General features: G+C 70.4%; 21 protein-coding genes. 13 read left to right on the top strand and 8 right to left on the bottom strand.

The window, feature by feature from the left end:
* Nucleotides 1-357 precede the first annotated feature (357 nt).
* The 6 genes from CHC08_RS16820 (at nt 358) to CHC08_RS16795 (ending at nt 6,901) form a co-directional block, all read left to right on the top strand.
* A complete protein-coding gene (locus tag CHC08_RS16820) occupies nt 358-858 on the top strand; it encodes a 2Fe-2S iron-sulfur cluster-binding protein (protein WP_089208225.1) in 501 nt (166 codons plus the stop codon).
* Nucleotides 855-1,841, top strand: coding sequence for an FAD binding domain-containing protein (locus tag CHC08_RS16815; RefSeq protein WP_089208224.1), 987 nt, complete (start codon nt 855-857; stop codon nt 1,839-1,841). The genes CHC08_RS16820 and CHC08_RS16815 overlap by 4 nt, the downstream gene beginning before the upstream one ends.
* On the top strand, nt 1,838-3,928 hold the full coding sequence (locus tag CHC08_RS16810) for a xanthine dehydrogenase family protein molybdopterin-binding subunit (RefSeq protein WP_089208223.1): 2,091 nt from the start codon (nt 1,838-1,840) through the stop codon (nt 3,926-3,928). The genes CHC08_RS16815 and CHC08_RS16810 overlap by 4 nt, the downstream gene beginning before the upstream one ends.
* Nucleotides 3,929-3,943: 15 nt before the next feature.
* Nucleotides 3,944-5,860 (top strand): FUSC family protein, encoded by a 1,917-nt coding sequence (locus tag CHC08_RS16805; RefSeq protein ID WP_089208222.1) that lies wholly within the window; start codon nt 3,944-3,946, stop codon nt 5,858-5,860.
* Nucleotides 5,861-6,125: 265 nt separating this feature from the next.
* A complete protein-coding gene (locus CHC08_RS16800; protein ID WP_089208290.1) occupies nt 6,126-6,320 on the top strand; it encodes a DUF5999 family protein in 195 nt (64 codons plus the stop codon).
* Nucleotides 6,317-6,901 carry an ATP-binding protein gene (locus CHC08_RS16795; RefSeq protein ID WP_089208221.1) on the top strand — a complete coding sequence of 195 codons (585 nt, stop codon included), beginning with the start codon at nt 6,317-6,319 and terminating at the stop codon, nt 6,899-6,901. Before CHC08_RS16800 ends, CHC08_RS16795 begins: the two co-directional genes overlap by 4 nt.
* Before the next feature lie 50 nt (nt 6,902-6,951).
* On the opposite strand, the gene CHC08_RS16790 is transcribed toward CHC08_RS16795, so the two are convergent.
* From CHC08_RS16790 to CHC08_RS16770, 4 genes are all read right to left on the bottom strand, one after another.
* Complete coding sequence (locus CHC08_RS16790) at nt 6,952-9,300, bottom strand: ATP-binding protein (RefSeq protein WP_245878365.1); 2,349 nt, start codon at nt 9,298-9,300, stop codon at nt 6,952-6,954.
* A gap of 146 nt (nt 9,301-9,446) precedes the next feature.
* Nucleotides 9,447-10,547, bottom strand: a complete 1,101-nt coding sequence (locus tag CHC08_RS16785) for an ABC transporter permease (protein ID WP_245878364.1) — start codon at nt 10,545-10,547, stop codon at nt 9,447-9,449.
* Entirely contained in the window at nt 10,534-11,544 is a 1,011-nt protein-coding gene (locus tag CHC08_RS16775; protein ID WP_089208220.1) for an ABC transporter ATP-binding protein, read from the bottom strand. Before CHC08_RS16775 ends, CHC08_RS16785 begins: the two co-directional genes overlap by 14 nt.
* A gap of 5 nt (nt 11,545-11,549) precedes the next feature.
* A complete protein-coding gene (locus tag CHC08_RS16770; protein WP_089208219.1) occupies nt 11,550-12,743 on the bottom strand; it encodes a LolA family protein in 1,194 nt (397 codons plus the stop codon).
* 157 nt (nt 12,744-12,900) lie between these two features.
* Between CHC08_RS16770 and CHC08_RS16765 the strand changes: the two genes are divergently transcribed.
* Both CHC08_RS16765 and CHC08_RS16760 read left to right on the top strand, forming a co-directional pair.
* Nucleotides 12,901-13,575 (top strand): response regulator transcription factor, encoded by a 675-nt coding sequence (locus CHC08_RS16765; protein ID WP_089208218.1) that lies wholly within the window; start codon nt 12,901-12,903, stop codon nt 13,573-13,575.
* Complete coding sequence (locus CHC08_RS16760; RefSeq protein ID WP_089208217.1) at nt 13,565-15,046, top strand: sensor histidine kinase; 1,482 nt, start codon at nt 13,565-13,567, stop codon at nt 15,044-15,046. The genes CHC08_RS16765 and CHC08_RS16760 overlap by 11 nt, the downstream gene beginning before the upstream one ends.
* Before the next feature lie 136 nt (nt 15,047-15,182).
* Here CHC08_RS16760 and folP read toward each other — a convergent pair whose 3' ends face one another.
* Nucleotides 15,183-16,016 (bottom strand): dihydropteroate synthase, encoded by an 834-nt coding sequence (folP, locus tag CHC08_RS16755; RefSeq protein WP_089208216.1) that lies wholly within the window; start codon nt 16,014-16,016, stop codon nt 15,183-15,185.
* 84 nt (nt 16,017-16,100) lie between these two features.
* Nucleotides 16,101-16,970, bottom strand: a complete 870-nt coding sequence (locus CHC08_RS16750) for a LysR family transcriptional regulator (RefSeq protein WP_089208215.1) — start codon at nt 16,968-16,970, stop codon at nt 16,101-16,103.
* 594 nt (nt 16,971-17,564) lie between these two features.
* Between CHC08_RS16750 and CHC08_RS16745 the strand changes: the two genes are divergently transcribed.
* The gene (locus tag CHC08_RS16745) at nt 17,565-19,343 is read left to right on the top strand and encodes an LCP family glycopolymer transferase (RefSeq protein ID WP_245878363.1); all 1,779 of its coding nucleotides are present in this window, start codon (nt 17,565-17,567) and stop codon (nt 19,341-19,343) included.
* A 191-nt stretch (nt 19,344-19,534) separates the two neighbouring features.
* Here the strand turns inward: CHC08_RS16745 and CHC08_RS16740 are convergent, their stop codons facing one another.
* Nucleotides 19,535-21,583, bottom strand: a complete 2,049-nt coding sequence (locus CHC08_RS16740) for a spermine/spermidine synthase domain-containing protein (RefSeq protein ID WP_089208213.1) — start codon at nt 21,581-21,583, stop codon at nt 19,535-19,537.
* A gap of 173 nt (nt 21,584-21,756) precedes the next feature.
* Between CHC08_RS16740 and CHC08_RS16735 the strand changes: the two genes are divergently transcribed.
* Nucleotides 21,757-23,115 (top strand): S8 family peptidase, encoded by a 1,359-nt coding sequence (locus CHC08_RS16735; protein WP_089208212.1) that lies wholly within the window; start codon nt 21,757-21,759, stop codon nt 23,113-23,115.
* Nucleotides 23,116-23,119: 4 nt separating this feature from the next.
* Nucleotides 23,120-23,362: a hypothetical protein gene (locus CHC08_RS16730; protein ID WP_089208211.1), complete on the top strand. Its 243-nt coding sequence runs from the start codon at nt 23,120-23,122 to the stop codon at nt 23,360-23,362.
* A 37-nt stretch (nt 23,363-23,399) separates the two neighbouring features.
* Here CHC08_RS16730 and CHC08_RS16725 read toward each other — a convergent pair whose 3' ends face one another.
* A complete protein-coding gene (locus CHC08_RS16725) occupies nt 23,400-24,041 on the bottom strand; it encodes a TetR/AcrR family transcriptional regulator C-terminal domain-containing protein (RefSeq protein ID WP_218825336.1) in 642 nt (213 codons plus the stop codon).
* A gap of 72 nt (nt 24,042-24,113) precedes the next feature.
* On the opposite strand from CHC08_RS16725, the gene CHC08_RS48285 reads away from it, so the two are divergent.
* Complete coding sequence (locus CHC08_RS48285) at nt 24,114-24,362, top strand: hypothetical protein (protein WP_143653240.1); 249 nt, start codon at nt 24,114-24,116, stop codon at nt 24,360-24,362.
* The gene (locus CHC08_RS16720; RefSeq protein WP_089208209.1) at nt 24,359-25,318 is read left to right on the top strand and encodes a quinone oxidoreductase family protein; all 960 of its coding nucleotides are present in this window, start codon (nt 24,359-24,361) and stop codon (nt 25,316-25,318) included. The genes CHC08_RS48285 and CHC08_RS16720 overlap by 4 nt, the downstream gene beginning before the upstream one ends.
* Nucleotides 25,319-25,441: the final 123 nt, after the last annotated feature.

The raw sequence follows: 25,441 nt of genomic DNA, 5'->3' as shown, positions 1-25,441 counted from the left end.
CGGAGCCCCGTCTCACTCCGGGGCTCCGGAACTCGTCCGGCGAAACGGGGACCGAGCGTGAGGAAGGCCTTTCCCGACCACGCCATGGTCGGGAAAGGCCTTCCTCACGTCCTGGCCAGGACGGGTGGCCCAGGTCAGGACCAGGGCGAAAGTCAACGTCCCGACCCTGCTCCCGGCCCGATCCAGGCACCCTGATCTCACGATATTTCGGCATCTCAGACCCACAACGGACCATGGAATGGTCAAGTGCTCGTCGGCGAAAGCGGAGATAAGCCGGAAGGACGAGTGGGTAGGAGAGCGCCCGTGAAAAGCGAACCGAACACCCCAGGGCAAGAAGTCCCGGTCTCGGCTCCGGTCATGGTGGATCTCCGGCTGTCGGTCAACCGGGACAGCTATCCGATCACCGTGGACACCCGGGAGACCCTTCTGGACACGCTGCGTGAGCGGCTTGACCTGACCGGGGCGAAAAAGGGCTGCGATCACGGACAGTGCGGCGCCTGCACGGTGCTGGTGGACGGGCGGCGGATGAAAGCCTGCCTCGCACTGACGGTCACCCTCGACGATCGTGAGATCACCACGGTCGAGGGACTGGCCGACGGCGACACACCGCACCCCCTGCAGGCCGCGTTCATCGAAAACGACGCCTTCCAGTGCGGGTACTGCACGCCAGGGCAGCTCTGCTCGGCGGTCGGCATGCTGGCCGAGGCCTCGGCCGGGTGGCCGAGCAGCGTCACCGCGGACGTGACCGGCGAGCCCCGGCTCGACGACGAGGAGATCCGCGAGCGGATGAGCGGCAACCTGTGCCGCTGCGGCGCCTACGTCAACATCGTCGCGGCCATCGGGCAGGTGGCGCGATGAGACCCTTCGACTACAGGAGAGCGGAAGACGCGCGGTCGGCGGTGGCCGCGCTGGACGAGCGTCCCGACGCCATGTATCTCGGCGGCGGCACGAACCTGGTCGACCTGATGCGCCTGGGCGTCGCCTCACCCGAGATGCTGGTGGACGTCACGAGGATCTCCTCCTCTGCCATCGAGGAGAGCGCGGACGGCGGCCTGCTGATCGGCGCGGGCGTGCGCAACAGCGACCTGGCCTGCGACCCGCTCGTGCGGCTGCGCCACCCGATGCTCGCCGAGTCGGTGCTCGCGGGAGCCTCGGGCCAGATTCGCAACATGGCCACGGTCGGCGGCAACCTGCTGCAGCGCACCCGCTGTTCCTACTTCCAGGACATCTCCAAGCCGTGTAACAAGAGGCAGCCCGGCTCGGGCTGCCCGGCCCGCGAGGGCGACCACCGCAACCTGGCGATCATCGGCCATTCCAGCGACTGCGTGGCCACCCATCCGTCGGACATGGCCGTCGCGCTCGCCGCGCTCGGGGCGATCGTCCACGTGGAGGGACGGCGGGGATCCCGGACCGTGCCGATGCCCGGGCTCCACCGGCTGCCCGGTGACGAGCCCGACCGCGACACCGTGCTGGAGGCAGGCGATCTGATCACCGCGGTCGAGGTGCCCGCGCTGTCGTTCGCGACCCGGTCGCACTATCGCAAGGTGCGGGACCGGGCGTCGTTCGCGTTCGCCGTGGTGTCGGTGGCGGCGGCGCTCGACGTGGCCGACGGTGTGGTGCGGGACTGCCGGATCGCGCTGGGCGGCGTCGCCCACGTGCCGTGGCGGGCCGAGATCGCCGAGGAGGCGCTGCGCGGTTCGGCGGCCACGGCGACGGAGTTCACGCGGGCCGCGGATCTCGAACTGGCCCAGGCGCGACCGCTGCGGGACAACGGGTTCAAGGTGCCGCTGGCCAGAAACGTCCTGGTCCGCACCCTCATAGATCTCACGGAGGCATCATGACCACCGCGGCCATTCCGTACGTCGGTTCGACGATGGACCGGATCGAGGGCCCGGAGAAGGTCACGGGCCGGGCCCGGTACGCCTTCGAGCACTCCCCGCAGGACCTGGCCTACGCCGTACCGGTGCCGGCCACCATCGCCCGCGGCGAGGTCCGCTCGATCGACATCGACGCCGTGGTCCAGCTCCCCGGGGTGATCGCCGCCATCTGGCACGGCAACGCGCCCCGGCTGTCCACGCCGGAGAACGCCGAACTGGCCGTGCTGCAGTCCCCTCGGGTGGCCTACCGCGGCCAGTACATCGCGGTCGTGGTGGCCGAGACGCTCCAGGATGCCAGGGAGGCGGCCCGGCGGCTGCGGGTGGAGTACGACGCCGAGCCGCACGACGTCGAGCTGCGCGTCGATCATCCGGGGATGTACCGGCCTGACCAGGTCAATCCGTTCTACCCGACCGACACCGAGATGGGCGACCCGGACTCCGCGTTCGCCGCCGCCCCGATCGTGGTGGACGCGACGTACAGTACTCCGGCCGAGCACAACAACCCGATGGAACCGCACGCCACGGTCGCCCTGTGGGACGGCGACGGGCTGACACTCTACGACTCCACCCAGGGCGCGTCGACGATCCGCGACACACTCGCGCCGCTGTTCGGCCTGCCGCCCGAGAACCTCCGGGTGATCTCGCCGCACGTGGGCGGCGGCTTCGGATCCAAGATCAATCCTATGCCGTCCGTGGTGGTCGCGGCGCTCGCCGCCAAGCAGGTCGGCCGCCCGGTCAAGCTCTCGGTGACCCGGCAGCAGATGTTCGCGGTGACCGGCTACCGCACCCCGACGATCCAGCGGGTACGGCTCGGCGCGGACGCCGACGGGCGGCTGACCACGATCGTGCACGAGGCGTTCGAGCAGAGCTCCAGGATCTACGAGTTCGCCGAGCAGACCACCACGCCCACCCGGGTGATGTACGCCGCGCCCAACCGGCGCACCAGTCACCGGCTGGTCCGGCTCGACGTCCCGACACCGACCTACATGCGCGCGCCCGGCGAGGCGCCGGGCATGTTCGCGCTGGAGTCGGCGATGGACGAGCTGGCCGTCGCCGGCAAGATCGACCCGGTCGAGCTGCGGATCCGCAACGAGCCGGCCGCCGACCCGGAGAGCGGCCTGCCGTTCAGCTCGCGGAATCTGGTGGCCTGCCTGCGCGAGGGAGCGCGGCGGTTCGGCTGGGCCGACCGTGATCCCGCTCCCGGAGTCCGGCGCCGGGGCAGGTGGCTGATCGGGACCGGGGTGGCGTCGTCCACCTACCCGACCTACCGCCGTCCCTCCCAGGCGAGTGCCAGGTGTGATCCGGACGGCATGTTCACCGTACGGATCGCCGCCTCCGACATCGGCACCGGCGCCCGGACGGCGCTCACCCAGATCGCGGCCGACACGCTGCGCACCTCACCGGGCCGGGTCCGGGTGGAGATCGGCGACAGCGCGATGCCCAGCGCCATAATGGCGGGCGGATCGATGGGCACCGCCTCGTGGGGCACGGCCGTGGTCCGGGCCTGCCAGTCGCTGGCCGAGGAGCTCGACCGGCGGTATGGCGAGGTGCCCGCGGCGGGCCTGGAGACGAGCGCCGACACCACCGAGGAGATCGACGCGCAGCAGCGGTTCTCGCGGCACGCCTTCGGCGCCCAGTTCGCCGAGGTCGCCGTGGACTCCGACAGCGGGGAGACGCGGGTGCTCCGGCTGCTCGGCGGATTCGCCGCGGGCAGGATCATCAACCCGAAGACCGCGCGCTCGCAGTTCATCGGCGGCATGACCATGGGCCTGTCGATGGCTCTCCTGGAGGAGAGCATCATGGACGACGAGTTCGGCGACTACCTCAACCACGACTTCGCCCAGTATCACATCGCCGCCTGCGCGGACGTCCGCGACATCGACGCGTTCTGGATCGAGGAGGACGACCCGCACCTCAACCCGATGGGGAGCAAGGGCGTAGGGGAGATCGGCATCGTCGGCACCGCCGCGGCGGTGGCCAACGCGGTTTACCACGCCACCGGCGTCCGGATCCGCGACCTGCCGATCACCCTCGACAAGCTGGTGCGCTGAGCCCCGGCGCGGTTGATGCCCCGGCTCTTCCGGCGAGCCGCCGACCAGCTGGCCGGCGCCGCTCCGGGCTGGCTCGTGGAGACCGTACGGCCGGCGCCGGCGCCGCTGCGGTGGGGGCCGATGCTGCGCACGGCCGTCGCCGTGACCACCCCCCTCATCCTGGGGGTGGCCGCCGGGCAGGTCGTGGCGGGCCTGCTGCCGGCCATGGGCGCCATGACCGCCTCGGTGAGCGACCGGGGCGGGTCGTACCGGGCCAGGACGATCCTGATGGGCGCGGCGGGCCTCGCCGGGGGGTTGGGATATCTCGCGGGGGCACTGGTCCACGGCCACGGCTGGTGGACCGTGCTGTTCCTGGTGGTCGTCTCGGTGGTGTCCGCGCTGATCAGCACGGTCGGGGCCACGGGTTCGATGGCGGGGCTCCAGCTGCTCGTGATGGCCGTGATCGGCGCCGGCATAGAGGTGCCGGGATCACCCGGCCAGAACGCGCTGATGTTCGTGCTCGGCGCGGGGTGGGCCGTCGCACTGGCGGTGACCGGCTGGCTGGCCCGTCCGCGGGCGGCGGAGGAGGCCTCGGTGATCGCGGTCTACCGGACGCTCTCCCTGCTGTTCTCCAGCCGCGACCCCGACACGCTCGTCGCGTTCGACATCACCCTCAAGAACGGCTACGAGACCGTGCTCGGCGCCCGCTCCAGGGCGGCGGGGACGGATCCCGAACGCCGCCGCCTGGTCGCCCTGCTGAACCAGGCGTCGCTGATCCGCAATGCGCTGATCTCGCTGGACCACGAGGGACGCGAGCCGCCCCGGGAGGCGGCGGAGACCGTCGAGGATCTCACGGAGGCGATTGCCGGAGGGCGTGAGCCCTCCGAGCCGCGGCCGTGTGAGTGCGACTCGCCCGCCCTCCGCGCCCTGTGCTCGGCCGTGCGGGAGGCCGTCGAGCTGGTGTCCGGCCGCGAGGTCGCGTCCGACCAGCTGCCGTACGAGCCGGTCGGGCACGCCCACCGGCTCCGCGCGATGTGGGGGAAGATGTGGTACGGCCACCTCACCCGCGTCTACACGGCCCGGCTCGCGCTCTGCATGGGGGCCGCCGCCGCGATCAGCGAGCTCGACCTGTTCGAGCGGTCCTACTGGACGTCGCTGACCGTCGCGCTGGTGCTCAAGCCCGACTTCGGGTCGGTGTTCGCCCGCGCCGTGCAGCGCGCGCTCGGGACCTTCGCGGGCGCGCTGATCGGCACCGCGGTGCTGCTCGTGGTGCCGTACGGCCCGGCGATCCTGATCCCGATCGCGGTGTTCGCGGCGCTCCTGCCGTACGGCATGCAACGCAACTGGGGCCTGATGTCGACCTTCCAGGCGCCGCTGGTCCTGCTCCTGGTCGACCTGCTGACCCACGGCGGGCCGAAGCTGGCGGAGATCCGGTTGCTGGACACCCTGATCGGGTGCCTGATCGTTCTCCTGCTGGGGTACCTGCCGTGGTCGGCGAGCTGGGAGGCGCCGGTCGGGCCGCAGTTCGCCGAGGTGCTGTCGGCCGTCGCGGGCTACCTCCGGCACGCGTTCGACCCGTGGGACGGCACGAGGTCGACGCACCTCCGCAAGGCCTACGACGCCCTGGCCGACCTGCGGACGGTCTTCCAGCGGGCGGTGACCGAGCCCCCCGCGATCAGTGGGCGCATCACCACCTGGCTGCCCGCGCTGGTCTCGCTGGAACAGCTGACCGACGCGTCCGCCGCCACCGCCGCACGCACCGACCACGGCATGCCGCCGCCTTCGGAGGAGGCCGTCCACGCCGTGGTGGCGGCCCTGGAGGACATCGCCGCCGACATCCGCGCGGGACGGACGCCGGATAAGCCCGAACTCCCCGAGGAGGAGGCCCTCGAACGGGTGAACTCCGCTCTCTACCGCCTGCGCGACACCGTGTCGGAGAACCGTCCCGGCTGAGTCGCGGTTTCTTTACCCGGAGGAACGACGCCCCGATCCACGCTCCTCCACCGGCCGTTACGAGGGTGCGGGGTTGCGAAAGTCTTACCCACAAGGGGAAACCGGCGGCCGATGGTCACGGCATACCTACCGAGGGGCTACCTACGCATTACGCAATAGGTATGAATGGGGGGGTTTATCCCGTTACATCCCCATCCCTCGGAGACCATTCTGATGAGTGGTGAGAACTTCCACAGCAGTCATCGAAGGATCACAGGTACGAGTGATGTGTCAACACCAACCGCAATGCCCCCCCGCCGACGCTCCCGACCATGAGGCCGCGTTCCTCGTGGCCTTTCACCCGGAGCAGGGATGGGGTCTGCTGTGCAACGGTGTAGTGATCTTTGACGACACCGGCGAGCTCATGCCCGACGGGCGCAGCATCCCCGCTCACCATGACCCCTACGGGCAGGCCGCATGAACCGCGCCTCCGTTCCCGCCGACCTGCGAGCGGGAACGACGCGCCTGCGAACCGGCCCACCCCCGCCGATCGCGCCCGTCTTCGGAGGACGTCCCCTCTCCCGGAGCGCCCCCGAAGACGGGCACGATCAGGTGCGTGCCTGGCCCAGGCTCAGGGCGATCATCAGCCGCATCGGTGAACTCATGTTCGGCTCCTCCCGGGAAATCTCCTGGCGGTTCTCCCCCCGGCCCTGCTCCGTGGGCAAGGCACGACGCCTGGCCCGCTCCCAGCTGTCCGAGTGGGGGGTCGACGGCCAGAGCGGGATCACCGAGCTGCTGGTCAGCGAGCTGGTCACCAACGCGTTGTGTCACGCGCACGGGACGATCCGGCTCACCCTCTCCCTCCAGGACGGCCTGCTGCGCTGCGAGGTCGAGGACTCGGATTCCGCGCTGCCCTCCGTGTACCAGGCCCGCGAGGACGAGGACAGAGGGCGCGGACTGCACCTGATCGACCTGTTGTCCTGCTGCTGGGGCAGCATCCGGACCGCCACCGGCAAAGTCGTCTGGTTCGAGCTGCCCGTACGCGCCCACCCCGAAATCTGAGCTCCCCCCGCCCCTCCCCCCGAACGGGCCTCCGCCTTTCGATGATCGGGTCAGGTGCCCTCGGGAGGACGCTCGTCGTCGGCGGCGCGGTTCCGTTCGCCCACCCAGACGGCGATCTGAGCGCGTGAGTGGAAACCGAGCTTGCTCAGGATGTGCTCGATGTGGCCCTCGGCGGTGCGCTGGGCGATCACCAGGGACGCCGCGATCTCCTTGTTGCTCAATCCCTGGGCGACGAGCTGGGCGATCTCCGTCTCTCTGGGGGTCAGCGGCGACGGCCGCTCGGCCTCCTCGGACTGTTCGCCCGCGGGCGCCTTCTCCTGCAGGGCACACGCGAGCGCCCCGTCGAAGGTGAGCCCCACCCCCTTGCGCAGGGCGGCGTCGAATTTCTTCGCACCGAGATGCTCGCGAGTCACCGCCTCGCACTGCGAGTGGTATCCGGCGAGGTAGCCGAACAGGGGCCCGCCGACGGAGCGCCAGATCCCCCGCAGCGCGCCGAGCAGCTGGGCGGCGCATTCGTAGTCGCCCCTGCCCGCCGCGATCCAGGCCATCACCTCGACGCACAGGGCGAGGCCCAGCCGATCGTTGAAGGGCTGCTTGAGCCGGATGCTCTCGCCCTCCATCTCGATCGCCCTCGCCGTGTTGCCCTGCTGCCACATCTCGATCGCGAAGACGGACAGCACGTAGGACCTGAACCAGTGTTCGCTGCGGGTCTCACACATCGCCAGACACGTCTCGAACAACGTGACGGCCCGGCGGGAGTGGCCGAGGCACGAGTGCGCGGTGGCGAGGTACATCAGCGAGTTCACCTCGCCCACCTGATCGTCTACCGCCCGGTGACGGTCGAGTGCCTCCTCGAGAAGCGTCGCGGCCCTCGTCAGGTCCTGCCGGACCAGCGCGGCGAGACCGGAGACATACGCGATCTGAGCGAGGGTCGCCGCGTCGCCGAACCCCTTGGCCAGCGACCGGCTCTCCTCCAGCATCGACTCCGCCGCGGTGAAGTCGCTCTGGAGGACCGCGAGCCGGGCGTTGACACACAGGGCCCGGCCACGGAAGACGCTCCGCTCCGCGCCGGCGGCGAGAAGCGGGTTGAGCCAGCACCGCCCCTCGTGCAGGAAACCGGCCGCGATCCAGTAGAACCGCATGGCCGTGGCGATGGCCAGCCCGCGCTCGACCTCGCCCGGTGCCGTGAGGCAGAAGTCCAGGGCCGTGCGGAGGTTGCTGTGCTCGCCGCGCAGGCGCGTGAACCACATCACCTGATTCGGTCCGAACCATTCCCGTTCGGCGCGGGTCACCAGATCCTGGCACCAGTCACGGTGCCGGCGCCGCAGCCCCTCCTCCTCCCCGGACTCCCGCAGCCGGTCACGGCCGTACTGCCGGATCGTCTCCAGCAGCCGGTAACGCACCCCCGACGGATACTCCTCCCGGATCAGGACGGACTTGTCCACCAGCCCGATCACCAGGTCGACGATCTCCTCGCGGTCGATGCCGTCCCCGGAGCAGACCGTCTCGGCCGCCTCCAGGCCCAGACCGCCCGAGAACACCGAGACGCGCTCCCAGAGCAGTCGCTCCTGGTCGGTGCAGAGGGTGTAGCTCCAGTCGATCAGGGCACGCAGCGTCTGGTGGCGGGGCAGCACCGCCCGCGAACCCGCGGTGAGCAGCCGGAACCGGTCGTCCAGCCGGTCGAGCAGTTGCTGGACGGAGAGCGCCCGCAGCCGTACGGCCGCCAACTCGATCCCGAGGGGAATGCCGTCCAACCGGCGGCAGATCCCCTCCACGGCCTCCCGGTTGTCGTCGGTGACGGCAAAATCGGGCAGGACGGCCCCGGCCCGCTCGGCGAACAGCCGCACCGCGTCGCACTGCGCGAGCGCCTCGACGGACGGCCTCGGGACATCGGAGTCCGGCAGCGCCAGCGGCGGCACGGCCAGTGTCTGCTCACCGGCGATCCCCAGCGGCTGCCGGCTGGTGGCGAGGATCCGCAGGTCGGGGGCAACGCGTATCAACGTCTCCGCGAGCACGGCGCACTCGTGCAGCAGGTGCTCGCAGTTGTCCAGGATGACCAGCGCCTGCTTCTCCCGCAGGTGCTCGACGAGCACCTCGAGGCGTGGCCGGGAGGAGCGGTCCCGGATGTCCAGGGCTCCCGCCACAGTCTGGACGAGCAGCTCCGGCGTGTCCAGCGCGGCGAGCTCGACCAGCCACACACCGTCTCGGAAGGCCCGCCGCACGTCGGCCGCGACCCGTAGGGCCAGCCGGGTCTTGCCGACCCCGCCCGCGCCGGTGAGCGTCACCACGTGGGCCCCGGACAGGAAACGTTTGACGTCGGTCACCTCGTGCCGACGCCCCACGAAACTGGTCACCTCGGACGGCAGCCTCTGTGCCGGCGGCCGGTTCAAAATCGTCACATCACTACTCATCAGCACCCCGTGCCGGCGTCGATCAACGGTTCGCCCTGCGGCGAAGCGGATCACCATTCGGTGAAATCGGGCCGACAAAGAACACATTATGCCCGGGCCGTTTCAAGGGCCATACTGTATACGAAATCAGGCGGTCAGCAGGTGATGTCCTTGCTGGTGAAGCGGGCCCAGGCGACCGAGCCGAAGACCACGACGTAGGCGGCGAAGGCCAGCAGCCCCTGCCCCATCTCCCCCGTGGCGACCGGATCGCGCAGCACCCCGTCGAAGCCGTTCCACCAGCTCGTCAGCAGGTACGGCTGGAGCGCGGAGAGCTGGGGGAAGGCACCGAGGACCTGAGCCACGATGACCAGCACCACGGTCCCGGCGACGGCCCCGATCGCCACCTCGGTCAGCGTCGAGAGCGCCATCGAGACGGCGGCCAGGGCCGCCATGCCGGCCGTGACGTACAGCACGACGAGCCCGATCCTGAGCACGCCTTCGAGCAGGGAGATCGTCCCTCCCGACAGCAGGGTTATCGGGCCGGCCGGGAACAGCATCAGCCCGACGAGCAGCGAGGACAGCGCGACCACGGTGACGGCCGCCAGGCAGAAGACGACCACGTTGGCGTATTTGACGGCCAGCAGGCGGGTCCGGCCCGCCGGTGCCACGAGCAGGTAGCGCAGCGTTCCGATGCCCGCCTCTCCGGCGACCGAGTCTCCGGCGACCACCGCGACGGAGACCGGAAGCAGCAGCTGCACCAGGAGCGAGAGCGCGACGAAGGTGAGGAACAGCCCGTTCCCCGTCACCTGCTCGAAGATCGCCGTACCGCCCCCGCCCCCGCCCGGCCCGCCGAACGTCCGCAGAGCGATGCCGATCAGCACCGGGACGAGGGCGAGCACGGCCAGCATGACGATGTTCCTCGGCCGCCGGAAGGTCAGGCCCACCTCGGAGCCGAGCAGCCGCAGCCACGCCCGGGGGGCGCCCATCACCCGCGCGGGGGAGACCGTCCTCACGCCCCCGGCCGTCCTCACGGCCCCGGCCCCCACGATCCCGGCTCCCACGCCCGCGCCTCCATCCGCGGCCGCCCCCACGCCTGTGTCTCCATCCGCGGCCCCGCCCACGCCCGCGCTTCTATCCGCGGCCGCCCCCACGCCCGTGTCTCCATCCGCGGCCCCGCCCACGTCTCCGTTCACGTCCTCGCCCGCGCCCCTGCCCGCGCCTCTTCGCGTGATCGGTTCCCCGCTAACCGTCGACATCGAAACCCTTCCCTGTCAGGCCTACGAACACGTCTTCGAGGCTCGGTCGCTGGACGGCCAGGCCGCGCACGGCGACGCCGTCCGCCACCAGCGCGGCGCAGATCCGCTCCGGGGCCTCGGCTCCCAGCTCGGCGCTGACCTCGGCGTCGCCGAGGCGGATCTCGTCCAGCCCGAGAGCCGCCAGTACGGCCGCCGCCTCGGCGGTGTCCGGGCTCTCCACCCGGATCCTGACCGCCTCACCGGCTCGGAGCTCGCGGAACTCGGCGATCGGGCCCTGCGCGACCAGCCTTCCCGTCCGCATGACGGCGACGTGGGAGCACATGTGCTCCACCTCGGCCAGCAGGTGGGAGGAGACGAACACCGTCGTCCCCTCGGCGGCGATCTCCTTGACCAGCCCCCGCACCTCGCGGGTGCCCTGCGGGTCCAGGCCGTTGGTCGGCTCGTCCAGGATCAGCAGTTCCCTCGGGCCGAGCAGCGTGGCCGCGATGGCCAGCCGCTGGCGCATGCCCAGCGAGTAGGCCCGGTAGCGTTTACGCGCCGCGGCGGCCAGGCCCACCCGTTCCAGGGCGAGCCCTATCCTCATCCCCGCCGTACGGGGATCCGCCGACGGGCCGGCGGCGTCGTAGCGGCGCAGGTTCGCCTCACCCGACAGGTACGGGTAGAACGCCGGCCCCTCGACCAGCGCCCCCACCCTCGGCAGCACGCCGGACACCCCGGCCGGCATCGGCGTGCCGAGCAGCTCCCAGCTGCCCGAGGTCGGCGCGACCAGGCCGAGCAGCATGCGGATGGTCGTGGTCTTTCCCGAGCCGTTCGGGCCGAGGAAGCCGAAGACCGACCCCCTGGGCACGGCCAGGTCGAGGCTGTTCACGGCCACCTGCCCACCCTGGAACCGTTTGGTCAGCCCTCGGGTGACGATCGAGCAGTCCCCGGCCGAGGCCGTACCGGCCGCCGACGGCTCGTCGGCGGTCAGCACGGCTCCCCCGGTGTGTCCCGGCATCCCACTCATTTCTGCCCGGCCGCCTCGGCCAGCTTCTCGGGGGTGACGGCGCCGACCAGCAGACGGCCGTCGTCGGTCAGCAGCGCGGAGGCCAGCTTGGTCTGGATGACCTTGCCGCTCCCCCACGTCCCGCTGATCGGCTTGGCCGACTTCAGGAGAGCGTCGACGATGGCGTTCGCGTCCTGCCCACCGGGGCCGCCCTGCTCCTTCGGCGCCTGGCCCTTGAGGTCCTGCGCGGAGAAGGGGAGCACCGCGACCGTGGTCCAGCTGTCGCCGACGGTCCTGACCTTCTCCCTGAGCCCTTCGGCCCCCATCTGCTCGGCCTTCGCCCGCTGGGCGGCGAGGGCGTCCAGCGGCTTCTCCTCGACGACCTTCGAGCCCGCGGGCGGAGTGAAGGCGAAGTTTTCGGCGGAGGGCGGGGTGAACGTGACCGAGGTGAAGCCGACCTCGAAGGCCGGCTCGGCCGCGCTCTTGGCGTAGACCTGAACCCGCAGCGGGACCAGGGTCTCCCCGTCGAGGGCCAGCCTGACCTCCTTGACCAGGGAGGAGCCGTCCTTGGGCGCGAGGACGAGCTGGTAGGCCGCGCGGTCGGCGACCTTCTCGGTGTTGGTGACGCTGACCACGGTGTCGGCGCCGGTCTCCTTCAGCAGCTCCTGGGCGAGCTGCTGCGGGGTGGTCGCCATGGGCAGCGCCTTCTGGGCCTTCTGGACCTCCCCCATCCTGGCCTGCGCCGCCTGGGCGTCGATCTTGATCCGGGTGGCCTTGTTCTCCGCGCTCTCCCACAGCCAGGCCTGGTCGCCGTTGACGATCAGGTCGGTCTCGCTCATCCGCCCCGGCAGGGCGAGCCGGATCTGGTTCGCCCCGCCGTACCAGAGTTTGAGCTCGTGGGAGCCGGCCAGCAGCGCCACGGGCGAGGAGCCCCCCATGCCCGGCACCGCGGGCAGCCCGGGAAGGCCGAAGGAGGCGGTCTGCATCACGGTGCCCGACATGGGCTTCAGCCCGGCCCGGGTGGCCTGGGCGGCGTCCGCGAGCAGCTGCTCGGCGGTGCGCTCGGGCAGCACGGGATCCCCCTGAACCGCCGCGATGACCGGTCCGGAGGCGATGGCCCCGGCGACCAGCACGACCGCGGCGATCGGCACGGCCCACTTCATCGCGTGGCCCTGTCTGCCCTGTCTGCCCTGACTTGCTTGGTCCGGCATCTCATTCCTCCACGCTATGGCGTAAACCCTGTCACTCCTCAGCTTGCGCGACCGGTCCTGTGCCGAAGCTGAGACAGACTGAGAGGGCTCACAGGGTTCTCAGCCGCCTCTCAGGTCGGCTGGTCGAAGATGGGCGTCCACGGTGAAAGGGGCAGCTATGCGGGTTCTCGTCGTAGAGGACGAGCGGCGGATTGCCGCGGCGCTCCAGCGCGGGCTGCAGGCCGAGGGGTTCGCGGTCGATCTCGCGCACGACGGCGAGGACGGCCTGCACCTGGCCCGGCAGGGTGAGTACGACGTGGTGGTGCTGGACATCATGCTGCCCAGGCTCTCCGGCTACAACGTCTGCAAGCAGTTGCGGGCCGAGGAGAACTGGGTGCCGATCCTGATGCTGTCGGCCAAGGACGGCGAGTACGACATGGCCGACGGGCTCGACCTGGGCGCCGACGACTACCTGACCAAGCCGTTCTCCTACGTCGTGCTGGTCGCCAGGCTGAGGGCGCTGCTACGGCGAGGGGCCAAGCAGCGCCCCTCCGTACTGCGGGCCGGGGACCTGTCGCTGGACCCCGCGCGGCGCCGGGTCGCCAGGGGCGAGACACCGGTGGAGCTGACGCCCAGGGAGTTCGCGCTCCTGGAGTATCTGATCCGCCGCCACGACGAGGTGGTCTCCAAGACCGAGATCCTGGAGCACGTCTGGGACACCTTCGACACCGATCCCAACGTGGTCGAGGTCTACGTGGGCTACCTGCGCCGCAAGATCGACGTGCCGTTCTCCAAGAACGCGCTGCAGACCGTCCGGGGGTCGGGATACCGGCTGGTCGGCGATGGCGGCTGATCCGGCCGCCCACGAGGCGCGTCGCACGGTCGGCTGGTGGCGGCGTAAAAGCCTGCGCTTCCGGCTGACCGCGGTGGCCTCGGCCGTGCTCGCGGTGGCGCTGGTGGTCTCGGCCTACGTGATGCTCGGGGTGCTCGGAAGATCGCTGATCGACACCATCGACGAATCGATCTACCAGCGGGCCCGGGAGACCGTCTCGCTCGCCGACGCCGGGCGGCTGCCGGACGGGATGACCTCGCCCGACGGCACCCTTCTGCAGGTGCTCGACGCGGCCGGGTGGATCACCCACGCCACCACCGGCACCGACAGGCTGGTCCCGCTGCTGGACGCCGAGGAGCGGCGAACCGCGATCGGCAGGGGCGAGGCTCAGTTCCTGGACGGCGCCCCCTACGGGATCCCCCACGTGCTGCGGGTCCGGGTGCTCAGCGCCGACCGGGGGCAGGCGGTGATCGCCGCGCGTCCCTTCAGCGAGGTGCAGGCCAGCATCAGCACGGCCGGCCACGTGCTGATCGTCGGCACGCCGCTGCTGCTGATACTGCTCGCCGGAGCCAGCTGGGTGATCATCGGTGGCACCCTGCGGCCCATCGCCGCGCTGCGCCGGGGCGCGGACGAGATCACCGGCACCGCCCGCTCCCGCCGCCTGCCGGTGCCCGAGTCCCACGACGAGGTCCACAGCCTGGCCACCACGCTCAACGCCATGCTGGCCCGGCTGGAGAAGGCCGACGCCCGGCAACGGGCTCTGGTCTCCGACGCCGCGCATGAGCTGCGCAGCCCGCTGGCCAGCATCCGGCTCCAGCTGGAGGTGGCGCTCGGCTATCCGGAGGGGCAGGACTGGCGGGAGACGGCCGAGGGCGTGCTGGAGGACACCATGCGCCTGGCCCGGCTGGCCGAGGACCTGCTCGCGCTGGCCCGCCTGGACGAGCGCGGCGGCGCGCTGGCGCGCAGGGAGCCGGTGGAGCTGGATCGGCTGGTCCCGCAGACCGCCGAACGGTACGGCGAGACCGTCACCGTGAAGATCGCGGGCGCCCCGACCGGCCGGCTCCCCGGGACGATCGAGTCACCGGGAGAGGTGGAGCGGACCCACGAGGCGATCGAGCCGGCAGAAGACCCTGAGCGGGCGACCGGAGCGATCGTGGTGACGGGGGACGCGCTGGACCTGGGTCGGGTGCTGGTCAACCTCGTCGACAACGCGCTGCGGCACACCACCGCCCCCGTGGTGGTCGAGCTGCGGACCGAGGGGGCCGACGCGATACTGACCGTCACCGACGACGGCCCCGGCATCCCCGAGCCCGACCGGGAGCGGGTCTTCGACCGGTTCACCCGGCTGGACAGCGCGCGCAGCCGCGACGAGGGCGGGGCGGGGCTGGGGCTGGCGATCGTCCGCGAGACGGTCCACGCCCACGGCGGCGCGGTCCACCTGGAGGACGCCTCACCGGGGCTCCGGGCCGTCGTACGGCTTCCGCTTTCTTGACCGAGGCTTGCCCATCGGGTTATGACCGCTCTACGTTTCTTGACCTAGCTTCTAGTCCATGACTTCCGCTGACATATCCGGCGGGCAGCGGGAGACGACCCTTCGTGTCGGCGTCGCGGCCCGGCATCGAGGCGGGCTACCCCCGCAGCTTGGCGACGGTGGCCAACGCGGTGCGGGCGGAGGCGGCGTCGTGCACCCGGAAGACCCGGGCACCCTGCCAGGCGGAGACCGCGAGGGTCGCCAGCGTGCCGGCGTGGCGCTCGTCGACCGGGAGTCCTCCGAGGGTCTCGCCGACGAAGTCCTTGTTGGAGACCGCGACGAGCACCGGCCAGCCGGTGGCGACCATCTCGTGCAGGCGGCGGCTCACCTCCAGGGAGTGCCAGGTGTTCTTGCCGAAGTCGTGCGCCGGGTCGATCAGGATCGACTCCCGCGGAACTCCCGCCGCGACGGCGCGATCGGCCAGATCCGCGGTGTGGGCGACGACATCGGCGACTACGTCGGCGTAGGCGATGCGGTGCGGGCGGGTGCGGGGGGCGACGCGTCCGGCGTGCGCGCAGACCAGGCCGATGCCGTGCTTGGCGGCGACCCTCGCCAGATCGGGGTCGACTCCGCCCCAGGTGTCGTTGAGCAGGTCGGCGCCCGCCTCGGCGACGACCTCGCCGACCTCGGCACGCCAGGTGTCGACACTGATGATCAGTTGAGGGTGGCGCTCCCTGACCGCCGCGACCAGGTCGGCCACCCGGCGGATCTCCTCCGCGGGGCTCACCTCGTCACCGGGGCCCGCCTTGACGCCACCGATGTCCACGATGTCCGCGCCGTCGTCGACGGCCCCGTTCACCGCGTCGAGTGCCGCCGCGAAGCCGTACGTCCTGCCTCTGTCGAAGAAGGAGTCGGGGGTGCGGTTTACCACAGCCATGATCGCGAACTCGCCGGGCCGGAACTCACGGCCACGCAGGCGCAGGATAGTCATCGAGACCGAGCCTATAACCCGGTGTCGGAGAGGCCGGCGCTCCCACCTGCGCCGCCTCTGGGGAAACAGAAAACCAGCACGTTCCTAGGCGGCCGACCCACTTTCGGCCACGGTCAGGAACTCCTGGGCGATGGCGGGCAGCCGCCGTCGCGCGTGGACAATGGCGATCACCCGGCGGACCGAGGGATCGAGGGTGCGAACCACCAGCCCTGCCCGGGTGGCCTGTTCGGCCATCCCCCGGTACCAGAGCAGCGAGGCCGTACCTGAGCGGACCGTGTTCAGCCAGTTGCCGCGCTCGTCCAGCTGTGCCGCCACCACCGGGGTGACGCCGTGCTTGGCGAACAGCGCGTCGAACTCCCTGCGCCGTGAACTGCCGGGAGCCGGCAGTATCAACCGCATGCCGTTGAGCCTGCTCATCGGCACCGGGTCGGGCAGGTTCACGCCGGGCGGGGAGATCAGGACGATCTCCTGACGCTCGAGCGGGTGACTGATCAGGTCGGTGGGGACGGGCAGGTCCGTCAGGCCGAGATCGGCCCTCTGGTCCCTGATGGCGCTGATCACGCCGTCCCGTCCGTCACAGCGGACGATGTGGACACGAACGCCGGGATGTTCGGCGGTGTAGGCGGGAAGGAGACGTCCGGCCAGCCCCGGCTCAAGGCTGGGGGTCGAGGCGATGCGAAGTTCCGCATCGGACGAATGGCCATGCGTGGACAGTGCCTCGATCTCGCGAACGGCGTCGAGTGCCTCCCGGGCCAGCTTGACGACCCGGCGTCCCTGTGCCGTGACAACCACGCCACGTCCGGAACGGGCGAACAACGTCATCCCGAGCTCTCGTTCCAAGTCCCTTATCGCACGTGAAAGTGCAGGTTGTGCGATGTACAGCGACCTGGCCGCGTCGGTCATGGTGCGATGCTCCGCCGTCGCGACCACATAGCGGAGCTGCTGCAGATTCATGACTTTGAAGCTAGGACACAGCACCTGGCTGGGTCCCGCACATCGCGGAGATCACCTCGGATGATTTCGGAATGTAACCGAATGCAGCGACATTAGTGACGTATGAGAAATCAGTATCCTTACGCCCTAAATTCGACAAACGTCCAAGCCTCTGCGGCCATATCGGACGTCTGGGGTAACAGGGAGACAGCACGGCAGGCGGTGGACGATATCCCCCACCACCGCTTCCACCCTCGGGCCGCCCATCTCCCGCGCTCCGCCCCTCGTCAGGACCCGGCCCCGGCGACGCTCGGACCCAGCCTCGGCGACCGCGTAGTGTAAGGGGCCATTAACCACAAATTGGTCATCTGTCTTCCATGTCCATGTATGAGGGCTAGAATCCTGACAATTCCGTGGAATCAGGGAACTTTGGCTGTTTTGCCAGGTGGACCGGGATAAGACGTAGTAGGAAGCGGTGTGACGATGCGCCTTGGGCAAGACTCGGGGGATCTCGCCAGTGAAGGTGGGAAACGGCGCCCCCGGCGGCGCAGCGCGGGCCACGGCCCGGATCCCGACGGCACGGACGGCTCATCCGACGCGCAGGGACCATCTGAGGTGCGAGGATCGGCCGACGCGCAGGACCCGTCTCACCCGCGAGCCCCCCGGGACGGGCAGGGCCGACAGTCCGCGCAGGACCCGCAGGAGCCGCCTCCTTCGCGAGCCCCGCAGGACGGCGAGCAGGGCCGGCAGCCCGCGCAGGACCCGCAGGACGGGTCCCCCGAGCAGGCACCGGGGGCCGCGGGGGACCCGTCGGCCGAGCAGACACGGCGTCACGCGCAGGATCCGGCGGACGTACAGCCCGAACAGGTTCGGGAGACCGAAACCCGGCCCTCCGGCCACGCCCCCAAAAGCGGTCAGATTCCCAAGGGGCGGATGCGGTTCGCCAAACCACTGACCACCCCCGCGCTCGTCGGCTGGACCGCCCTGTCCGTGATCCTCCCGGGCGCCGCCCACCTTCGCGCGGGCCATCGCCGTACCGGCTACATCCTGCTCGGGATCTTCGGCGCGCTCCTGCTGACCGCGCTGATCGTCGGACTCGTCCTGGGCACGGACATCGCCGCCTTCGCCGCCCAGGACGGCGCGCTCCTGGGCGGGACGGTCCTGGCCGCGGTCGGCGCGCTCTGCTGGTTCCTGCTGGTGCTCTCGTCCTACATCTCCCTGCGGCCCAACCGGCTGAGCGGCAGAGGCCAGATCGCGTCCGGCATCGTGGTGGGTGTGCTCTGCGTGTCGGTGACGGCGCCGTTCGCGCTGGTCGCGAGCACCGTGCTGACCATCAAGGACACGGCCAACAGCATCTTCCTGAGTGCCACGAACAACCCGGCGGTGGCCCCGGTCAAGGACGAGGACCCGTGGAACGGCCGCGACCGGGTGAACTTCCTGCTCGTCGGCGGCGACGGCGCCGGCAACAGGGAGGGCGTGCGGACCGACAGCATGACCGTGGCCAGCGTGCAGACCAAAACCGGCAACACGGTCCTGTTCAGTCTCCCCCGCAACCTGCAGCACGTCCGCTTTCCCCCGAACACCCCGCTCGGCAAGCAGTTTCCCGACGGCTACATGAAGGAACTGCCCAACGGCGGCCTGCTCAACGAGATCTGGCAGTACGCCGAGGAACACCCCGACGTCGTACCGGGCAAGACCGGGCAGCGAGGCCCCAAGGCCCTCATGGACGCCATCGGCTACACGCTCAACCTCAAGATCGACTACTACGCCCTGGTCAACATGTTCAGCTTCGCCCACCTGGTGGACGCCATCGGCGGGCTGAAGATCCGGGTGGACAGCGACGTCAAGTGGGGCGGCCACTTCGGCACCGCGGGCACGATCAAGGCCGGTTACCGGACGCTGTCGGGCGAGGAGGCGCTCTGGTACGGCCGTTCCCGCGTCGACAGCGACGACTTCTCCCGGATGGGCCGCCAGCGCTGCGTCATCGGCGCCTTCGCCCAGCAGGCCACTCCCCAGGTCGTGCTCACCAACTTCACCAAGATCGCGGGTGTGGCCAAGCAGGCCAGGACCGACATCCCCCGCGAGTTGCTGCCGCACCTCGTCGAACTCGGCCTCAAGGTCAAGGACGCCAAGATCTCCAGTCTCCAGTTCGTGCCGCCGGACTTCTGGCCCGGCTCCGCCGACTGGCAGAAGATCCGCACCGCGACCGCCAAGGCGCTGCGGCAGCCCGTCCGCCGCCCCCAGGCCGCCGGTGTGACGGCCTCCCCCGGCGCGAGCGGCGTGACGCCCACTCCTAAGCCCACCAGGACCGCGACGGCGCTGCCGAGCCAGACCCCCACCCAGAACGGCAGCAAGGCCGCCGCCCAGTCCCTCACCGACCTCTGCGGGTTCTGAAAACCCGTTCCCCCGCCACCGGCACCGGGCCCCGGCCCGGATCCCTGTGGCCCGCACCACCGCCCGAAAGCCCTGTGGCCCGCACTCCTCGGGAGGAGTGCGGGCCACAGGGCTTTCTCATCGGAACTCCGGTCCGCCACCGGCGCTCGCCGTACAGCCGGCGGGACCCCGTGACGGCGGGATGCCCGTGCTCAGGCGATCCGGGCCGTCCTGGGCAGCAGGGCGAAAGCCATGAGATAGATCAGGCCGGCCACGATCAGCAGGGCCTGGTAGCCGACGACGAGCGCCAGATACTCCAGGCAGCCGCCGACCATCGCGCCCAGCAGGTTCGCGCCGAAGGCCAGCGTGCCGTTCTCCGAGTCGGCGAAGCGCTTGGCGAACACCACGTTGGCCGCGAAGATCGGCAGGAACGCCACGACCACGGCGACCACCGCGCGCACCGGCAGCGGCAGGCCCAGCAGCCAGGAGTTGGGCACCAGCCAGGCCAGTACCAGGCCGCCGAGGAGCACGCCGTACATCACGGGCAGGGATGGGACCCGGAAGCGGCGCGTCACCTCCACCGCGGCGAGCACGGCGACCAGCACCCCGCCGAACACGATCGCGTTCACCACCCAGGTGGTGCCGAACAGCAGCGCGAACCCGGTCACGTTCTTGGTCTCCAGCAGCAGGAACGCCACGCCGAGCAGGAAGAGGTCGGCATAGGGGCGCATGCGCCTGTACGGACCGGCGACCGCGCGGACCGCGAGCATGCTCACGATCAGGATCAGGCCGAGGGTGATGATGTAGATCTGCGGGATCGTCCGGTCCTTCAGGTAGAGGAAGGGCCGGTCGTCACCGGTCGGCGGCGGGGTCTCCGCGGTCGCTCCCGCCCACTCGGCCGCGCACTTCTGCGTCCCGGTGGTGAGCCCGGCGGTGATCACGGCCTGCTGGCCGGCCTCGCTGACGACGTCCACGCACGGCTTGTGGCCGAAGGCCGCCTGCATGGTGGAGCCGAGCCGGTCCACCAGCCAGGTCTCGCGGTAGTAGTTGTACATCGAGAAGACGCCGTCGGGCTTGAGGTGGTCCCTGGCCGCCTCCATCGCCTGCTGGGTGAACAGGTAGCTCTCCAGGCGCAGCGAGCTCGCCCCGGAGACCAGGGTGAGCGAGTCGGGCAGCGCGAAGAGGATCAGGTCGTACTTCTTGTCGGAGTTACGTTCCAGGAAGGCGCGGCCGTCGGTGACGTGGGCGGTGACGCGCGGGTCGTCGTAGGGCTTGTCCGGGTGGTAGGTGCGGCCGAGTTCGAGCAGTTTGGGGTCGATCTCCACGGCGTCCACCCGCTTGGCGCCCTTGGACAGCGCGATCGACACGTCGGTGCCGCTGCCCGCGCCCACGATCAGCACGTCGTCCAGCTTGCCCGAGGCCGACCGCGCGTACGGCAGGCCGTACTGGCCCTCCCACTCCAGCTTGCTCTTGGCCGGGGTGGCCTGCTGGTGCGGGATGCCGTTGACGCTGATGTCCATCAGCGGCACGCCGTTCCACAGGGAGTTCTTGTAGGTCACCTTGTAGTAGGGCGACCACAGCGCCCCCGCGGTCAGCGTCTCCATGCCGAGCGCCCCGACGATGACCAGCGCCGGCACCGCCAGCGCCACCCGCGCCCAGACCGTACGGGGCCAGAGCAGCACCGCGTAGGCGATCGCGGCGATCGCTCCCCACACCACGGGCGGCGCGCTGAGGAACGACAGCGCGGTGAACAGCCCGATGCCGGTGAGGCTGCCGATCAGGTCGTAGCGGTAGGCCTCCAACCGTTCCAGCTCGGGGAAGCACCGCCCGACCAGCTCCGCGGGGCCCATCAGCACGATCGCCGCCGCCATGAAGATCACGGGCAGGATCAGCCAGGCCGGCGGCCCACTGGTGCTCAGGCTCGTCCAGTACAGGATGCCCTCGGCCTGCCGGTCCACGGTGACCGGGAAGAGCAGGATGATCGGCACCAGGATGGCCAGCACGATCGGCGAGTAGTAAGGCTGCCGTGTGGTGCGCCCCACGCGAAGAAAACCGAGTCCGATGCCAAGGAACGAGCCGAGCAGGACGAAGTTAGTGAAATAGCTCAGGTGCACGATGTTCGATCCGGTCCACCGGATCAGCGCCAGCTCCAGGAAGAGCATGAAAGCGCTGGCCACGATCAGCCTTGGCCGGGTGCTCAGCCAGTGCGTGTGCCGGACATCGGGGTGTGGGGTTGGCGTCGTCTCCGCCGCTGCGGTCATGCCGTACAACGCTAGTGATCGTCACCTCCTCAGGGAAGGAAATTCACGCCTGTGGTTTGTCATGTTTGAAGGACATGAGCACTGGTAGACGCTGAAATGGATGGGTGGACATGATCGATGCCGATGAAGGAACGTAGGGGAACTGCTATCCCCCTGAATCCCGGTGGTGCGTCATGCGTGTCCTGATCCAGCTCCGCCCCTCTCCGGATGTCGTCGCGGCGGTGGCCGACCCCACCGTGACCATGACCACGGCAGACGTCTCCTCTCCCCTTCCCGGCGTCGTCCTGGACCCCTCCTTCGCCCCGGTCGCCGTGCCCCGCCCCGTGCCCGGCGCCGGAGGCGATCCCCTCTCGCTGCACCAGCCGCTGACGTTCTCCTTCGCCGGCGACCAGGCCACGGTCCTGGTCCGCGGGGAGATCTCCGACGACGAGCTGTCCACCCGGCTCACCCTTCTTCCCACCCGCCGTCGCGAGGTGGTGGGGGTGTTCGCCGATCCGGTGATCGAGCCGATCCTCACCTGCGGCGGTGACGCCCCGGTGGGCGACTGGCGCGACGTGGAGCGGTTGCTGCACGTCGCCGAGCTCGCGAGCGAGGGCATGGACGGGTCCGGCGTGGCGCTCGCGGTGCTGGACACCGGCATCAACGCCGCACACGTCGCCGAGCACCTCGGCCGGGACGTGATCCTGGACTCAGGCCGCAGCTGGAACCCCGGCGGAGTGAGCGGCACGGCCGGCAGATTCAAGGTGGACCACGGCACGATGTGCGCGTTCGACACGCTCATCGCCGCCCCCCGGGCGACACTGATCGACATCCCCGTGCTGCTCTCCGAGCGCCCGGGCGGATCGGCCCTGGACGGCCTGCTGTCCGACGCGGTGGCGGCCCTCGCCCACCTGCGCACCGTCCTTGAGGACCAGCCCTTGGAGTCGCGCTCCCTGGTGATCAGCAACAGCTGGGGCTCCTTCTCCCCGCGCTGGGACTTCCCCGTCGGCCATACCGGCAACTACTCCGACAGCCTGGCCCACCCGTTCAACCTGATCGTTTCCAGCCTGGACCAGGCGGGAGCCGACGTGCTGTTCGCCGCCGGAAACTGCGGACGCGACTGCAAGGACGGCCGGTGCGCCTACCCCGAGCGCCCGATCGGGGGCGCCAACTCCCACCCGAGCGTCCTGTCCGTCGGCGGCGTGGACACGCTCGGCAGGCGGGTCGGCTACTCCTCCCAGGGCCCCGGCCGTCTCACCGCCAACAAGCCGGACATCTGCTCCTACACCCACTTCTCCGGCTCGAAGGCCTTCGGCGACGGCGAGCCCGACTCGGGCACCTCCGCCGCCTGCCCGGTCGCCGCCGGCCTCGTCGCCGCCATCCGCACCCAGTGGCCTTCCTCCCGCCTCTCTCCCGCCCAGCTCCGCACCCTGCTCCGCCGTACCGCCGACGACCGCAGCGACGTCGGGTTCGACTACGACTACGGCTACGGGATCGCCGACCCCCTGGAAATGATCGACTCGTTGCGGCGCACGGCTCGGCGCGTAGCGTGAAATCATGCTTCTTGTCACCGTAAGACTCCCGCCCGGGGCAACACTCGCGCAGGCCATGCGCCACCTGGGGCTGTCGGAGAAGGAGGTCGACACCGGCTACGGCCTGGTGCTCATCGACCGCGTCGACCCCGGCCAGAGTCTGTACGGCTTACGCGTGAGCGAGGCCGCCGCCCGCCGCATCGACCCCGCGGCGGGCGAGGGCCCCTACTCCGACCCCAGAATCGAGCCGTACGGCCCACCGAGCTGAGAGCGTCACCCGGCCCGCCTGTGGAGTGGCTGACCGGTCAGGACGTGGGGCCGGACTGCGCGGCAGGACCATGGATGATCTGTTCCAGACAGTCGCGGAACAGGTCGTCGACGGTGTGGCCGGGTCGGAAGTACTCGGCCACGCCGGCCATCACGGTGGGGTACGCCGCGGCGTAGGCGGCCATGTCGAAGCCGTCCAGGGCGTCCGCGTCGGGGGGGCCGAGCTGTTCCTCCAGGACGTAGCCGACGGTGAAGCGCAACACCGTCAACACGATCAGGCGAGCCTGCCGCAGGGGAATGTCCCGCCCGACCAGTGTGCTCATCGCCAGTTCGGAGATGGCGGCCATCTTCAGGGACAGCTGGGAGGCCGCGATGATCCGGGCTCCGTCCGGGTGGGCCAGCAACGCGCGGCGCAGCCGCCCGGCCAGGCCGATCAGCCAGTCCTGCCAGCGCTCCTCCGGCGCGGGCGGCTCCATCTCGGGGAACTGCTGCTCAAGAATCGCCTCGGCGATCGCGGTGACCAGCGCCGCCTTGTTCGGGATGTGCCAGTAGAGGGTCGGCGACTGTACGCCGAGCCGGGCGGCCAGTTTGCGCGTGGTCACGCCGTCGAGCCCCTCGGCGTCCAGTAGCGCGACGGCCTCGGTGACGATCCGCTGCTTGTCCAGAGCCAATTCCGGCACCTCCCTTCCGCACTCTATCAGTGGTAGGTTACTCTATCGGTGATAGAGGATTATGCGTCAGAGGAGGCAACGATGAGACACCGGCACTCACTCCGCGACCTGCTGCACGGGGTAACCCATCGCATTCCGGGGATTCCCCCGCACACCGAGCGGCCGACCGGGCACCAGGGCCAGGCCCGTCACGGCCATGGGCAGCGGCACTCGCTCACACATCACCGTTCGCACCACCACGGGTTCAACCACTCTCCGGCCCGTCCGCCTCGCGTCCTGGCGGCGTGGCAGACGCGGATCGCCCGCTTGTTCGGTCAGGAGCTGGGATGAAGGCAGCGGTGCTCCACGAGGCCGGCGGCATCCCGCGCTATGAGGACTTCCCCGATCCGGTGGCCGGCGACGGCGAGGTGATCATCGACGTCAAAGCGGTCGCCGTCGAGAACGTCGACAGGGCTATCGCGGCCGGCACGCACTACGCCAGCGAGAAGTACACCGGCCGGTTCCCGGCGATCCCCGCCTTCGACGGCATCGGCGCCCTCCCGGACGGCACGCTCGTCGGGTTCGGCAACATCCGCCTGCCCTACGGCGCGCTCGCCGAGAAGACCGTGGTGCCCCAGGGCTCCTACATGCCGATCCCCGACGGCATCGACCCGGCCGTGGTGAGCGTGATGGCCTCGGCCGTCACCGCGATGTCGATGAAGACGGCCGCGGGGTTCGTCCCCGGGGAGACGGTGCTGGTGCAGGGCGCCACCGGGGTCGCCGGGCGGCTCGCGGTCAAGGTGGCCCGGCTGCTGGGCGCCGGCAGGATCGTCGCCACCGGCCGCGACGACGACCAGTTGCGCGAGGTACAGGCCATCGGCGCCGACACGGTGATCAACACCGCGGTCTCCGACGAGGCGCTGGCGCAGGCGTACCTCGACGCCAAGGGCGACGGCTACGACGTCGTCGTGGACTACCTGTGGGGCAGGCCCAGCGAGATCCTGCTGCGCGCGCTGGTGCCGCGGTCGTTCGCGTTCGGCAAGCCGACCCGGGTCGTCCAGATCGGCGAGTCGGCCGACACCGAGATCGCCCTCGCCGGGTCGAGCCTGCGCACCTCCGGCGTGGAGATCTACGGCGCGGCCAAGGGCCTCGACCCGCAGACCATGGACGAGGCGTACCAGCAGATCGTGACGTGGAAGCGGTCCGGCGAGCTCACCTTCGACGTGGAGAAGGTCCCGCTGAGCGACATCGAGACCGCCTGGCAGCGAACCGACCTCAAAGGCAGGCGACTCGTCGTGATGCCATGACCGGCCCGCGCCCACGACACACCAGCGATGATCACCGGTCAGCGTTCCGTCACCGCCCTCACCCACGACGGCGACGGAACCGTCTCGAGCGGCGATGCCTGGCCCCAGCGGCCGCAGGCCCCG

Origin of the sequence: Streptosporangium subroseum (assembly GCF_900188345.1) — a bacterium.
Taxonomy (GTDB): domain Bacteria; phylum Actinomycetota; class Actinomycetes; order Streptosporangiales; family Streptosporangiaceae; genus Streptosporangium; species Streptosporangium subroseum.
Note: the sequence above shows the minus strand (reverse complement) of the source record. Positions and strands in the feature narration are given on the sequence as shown.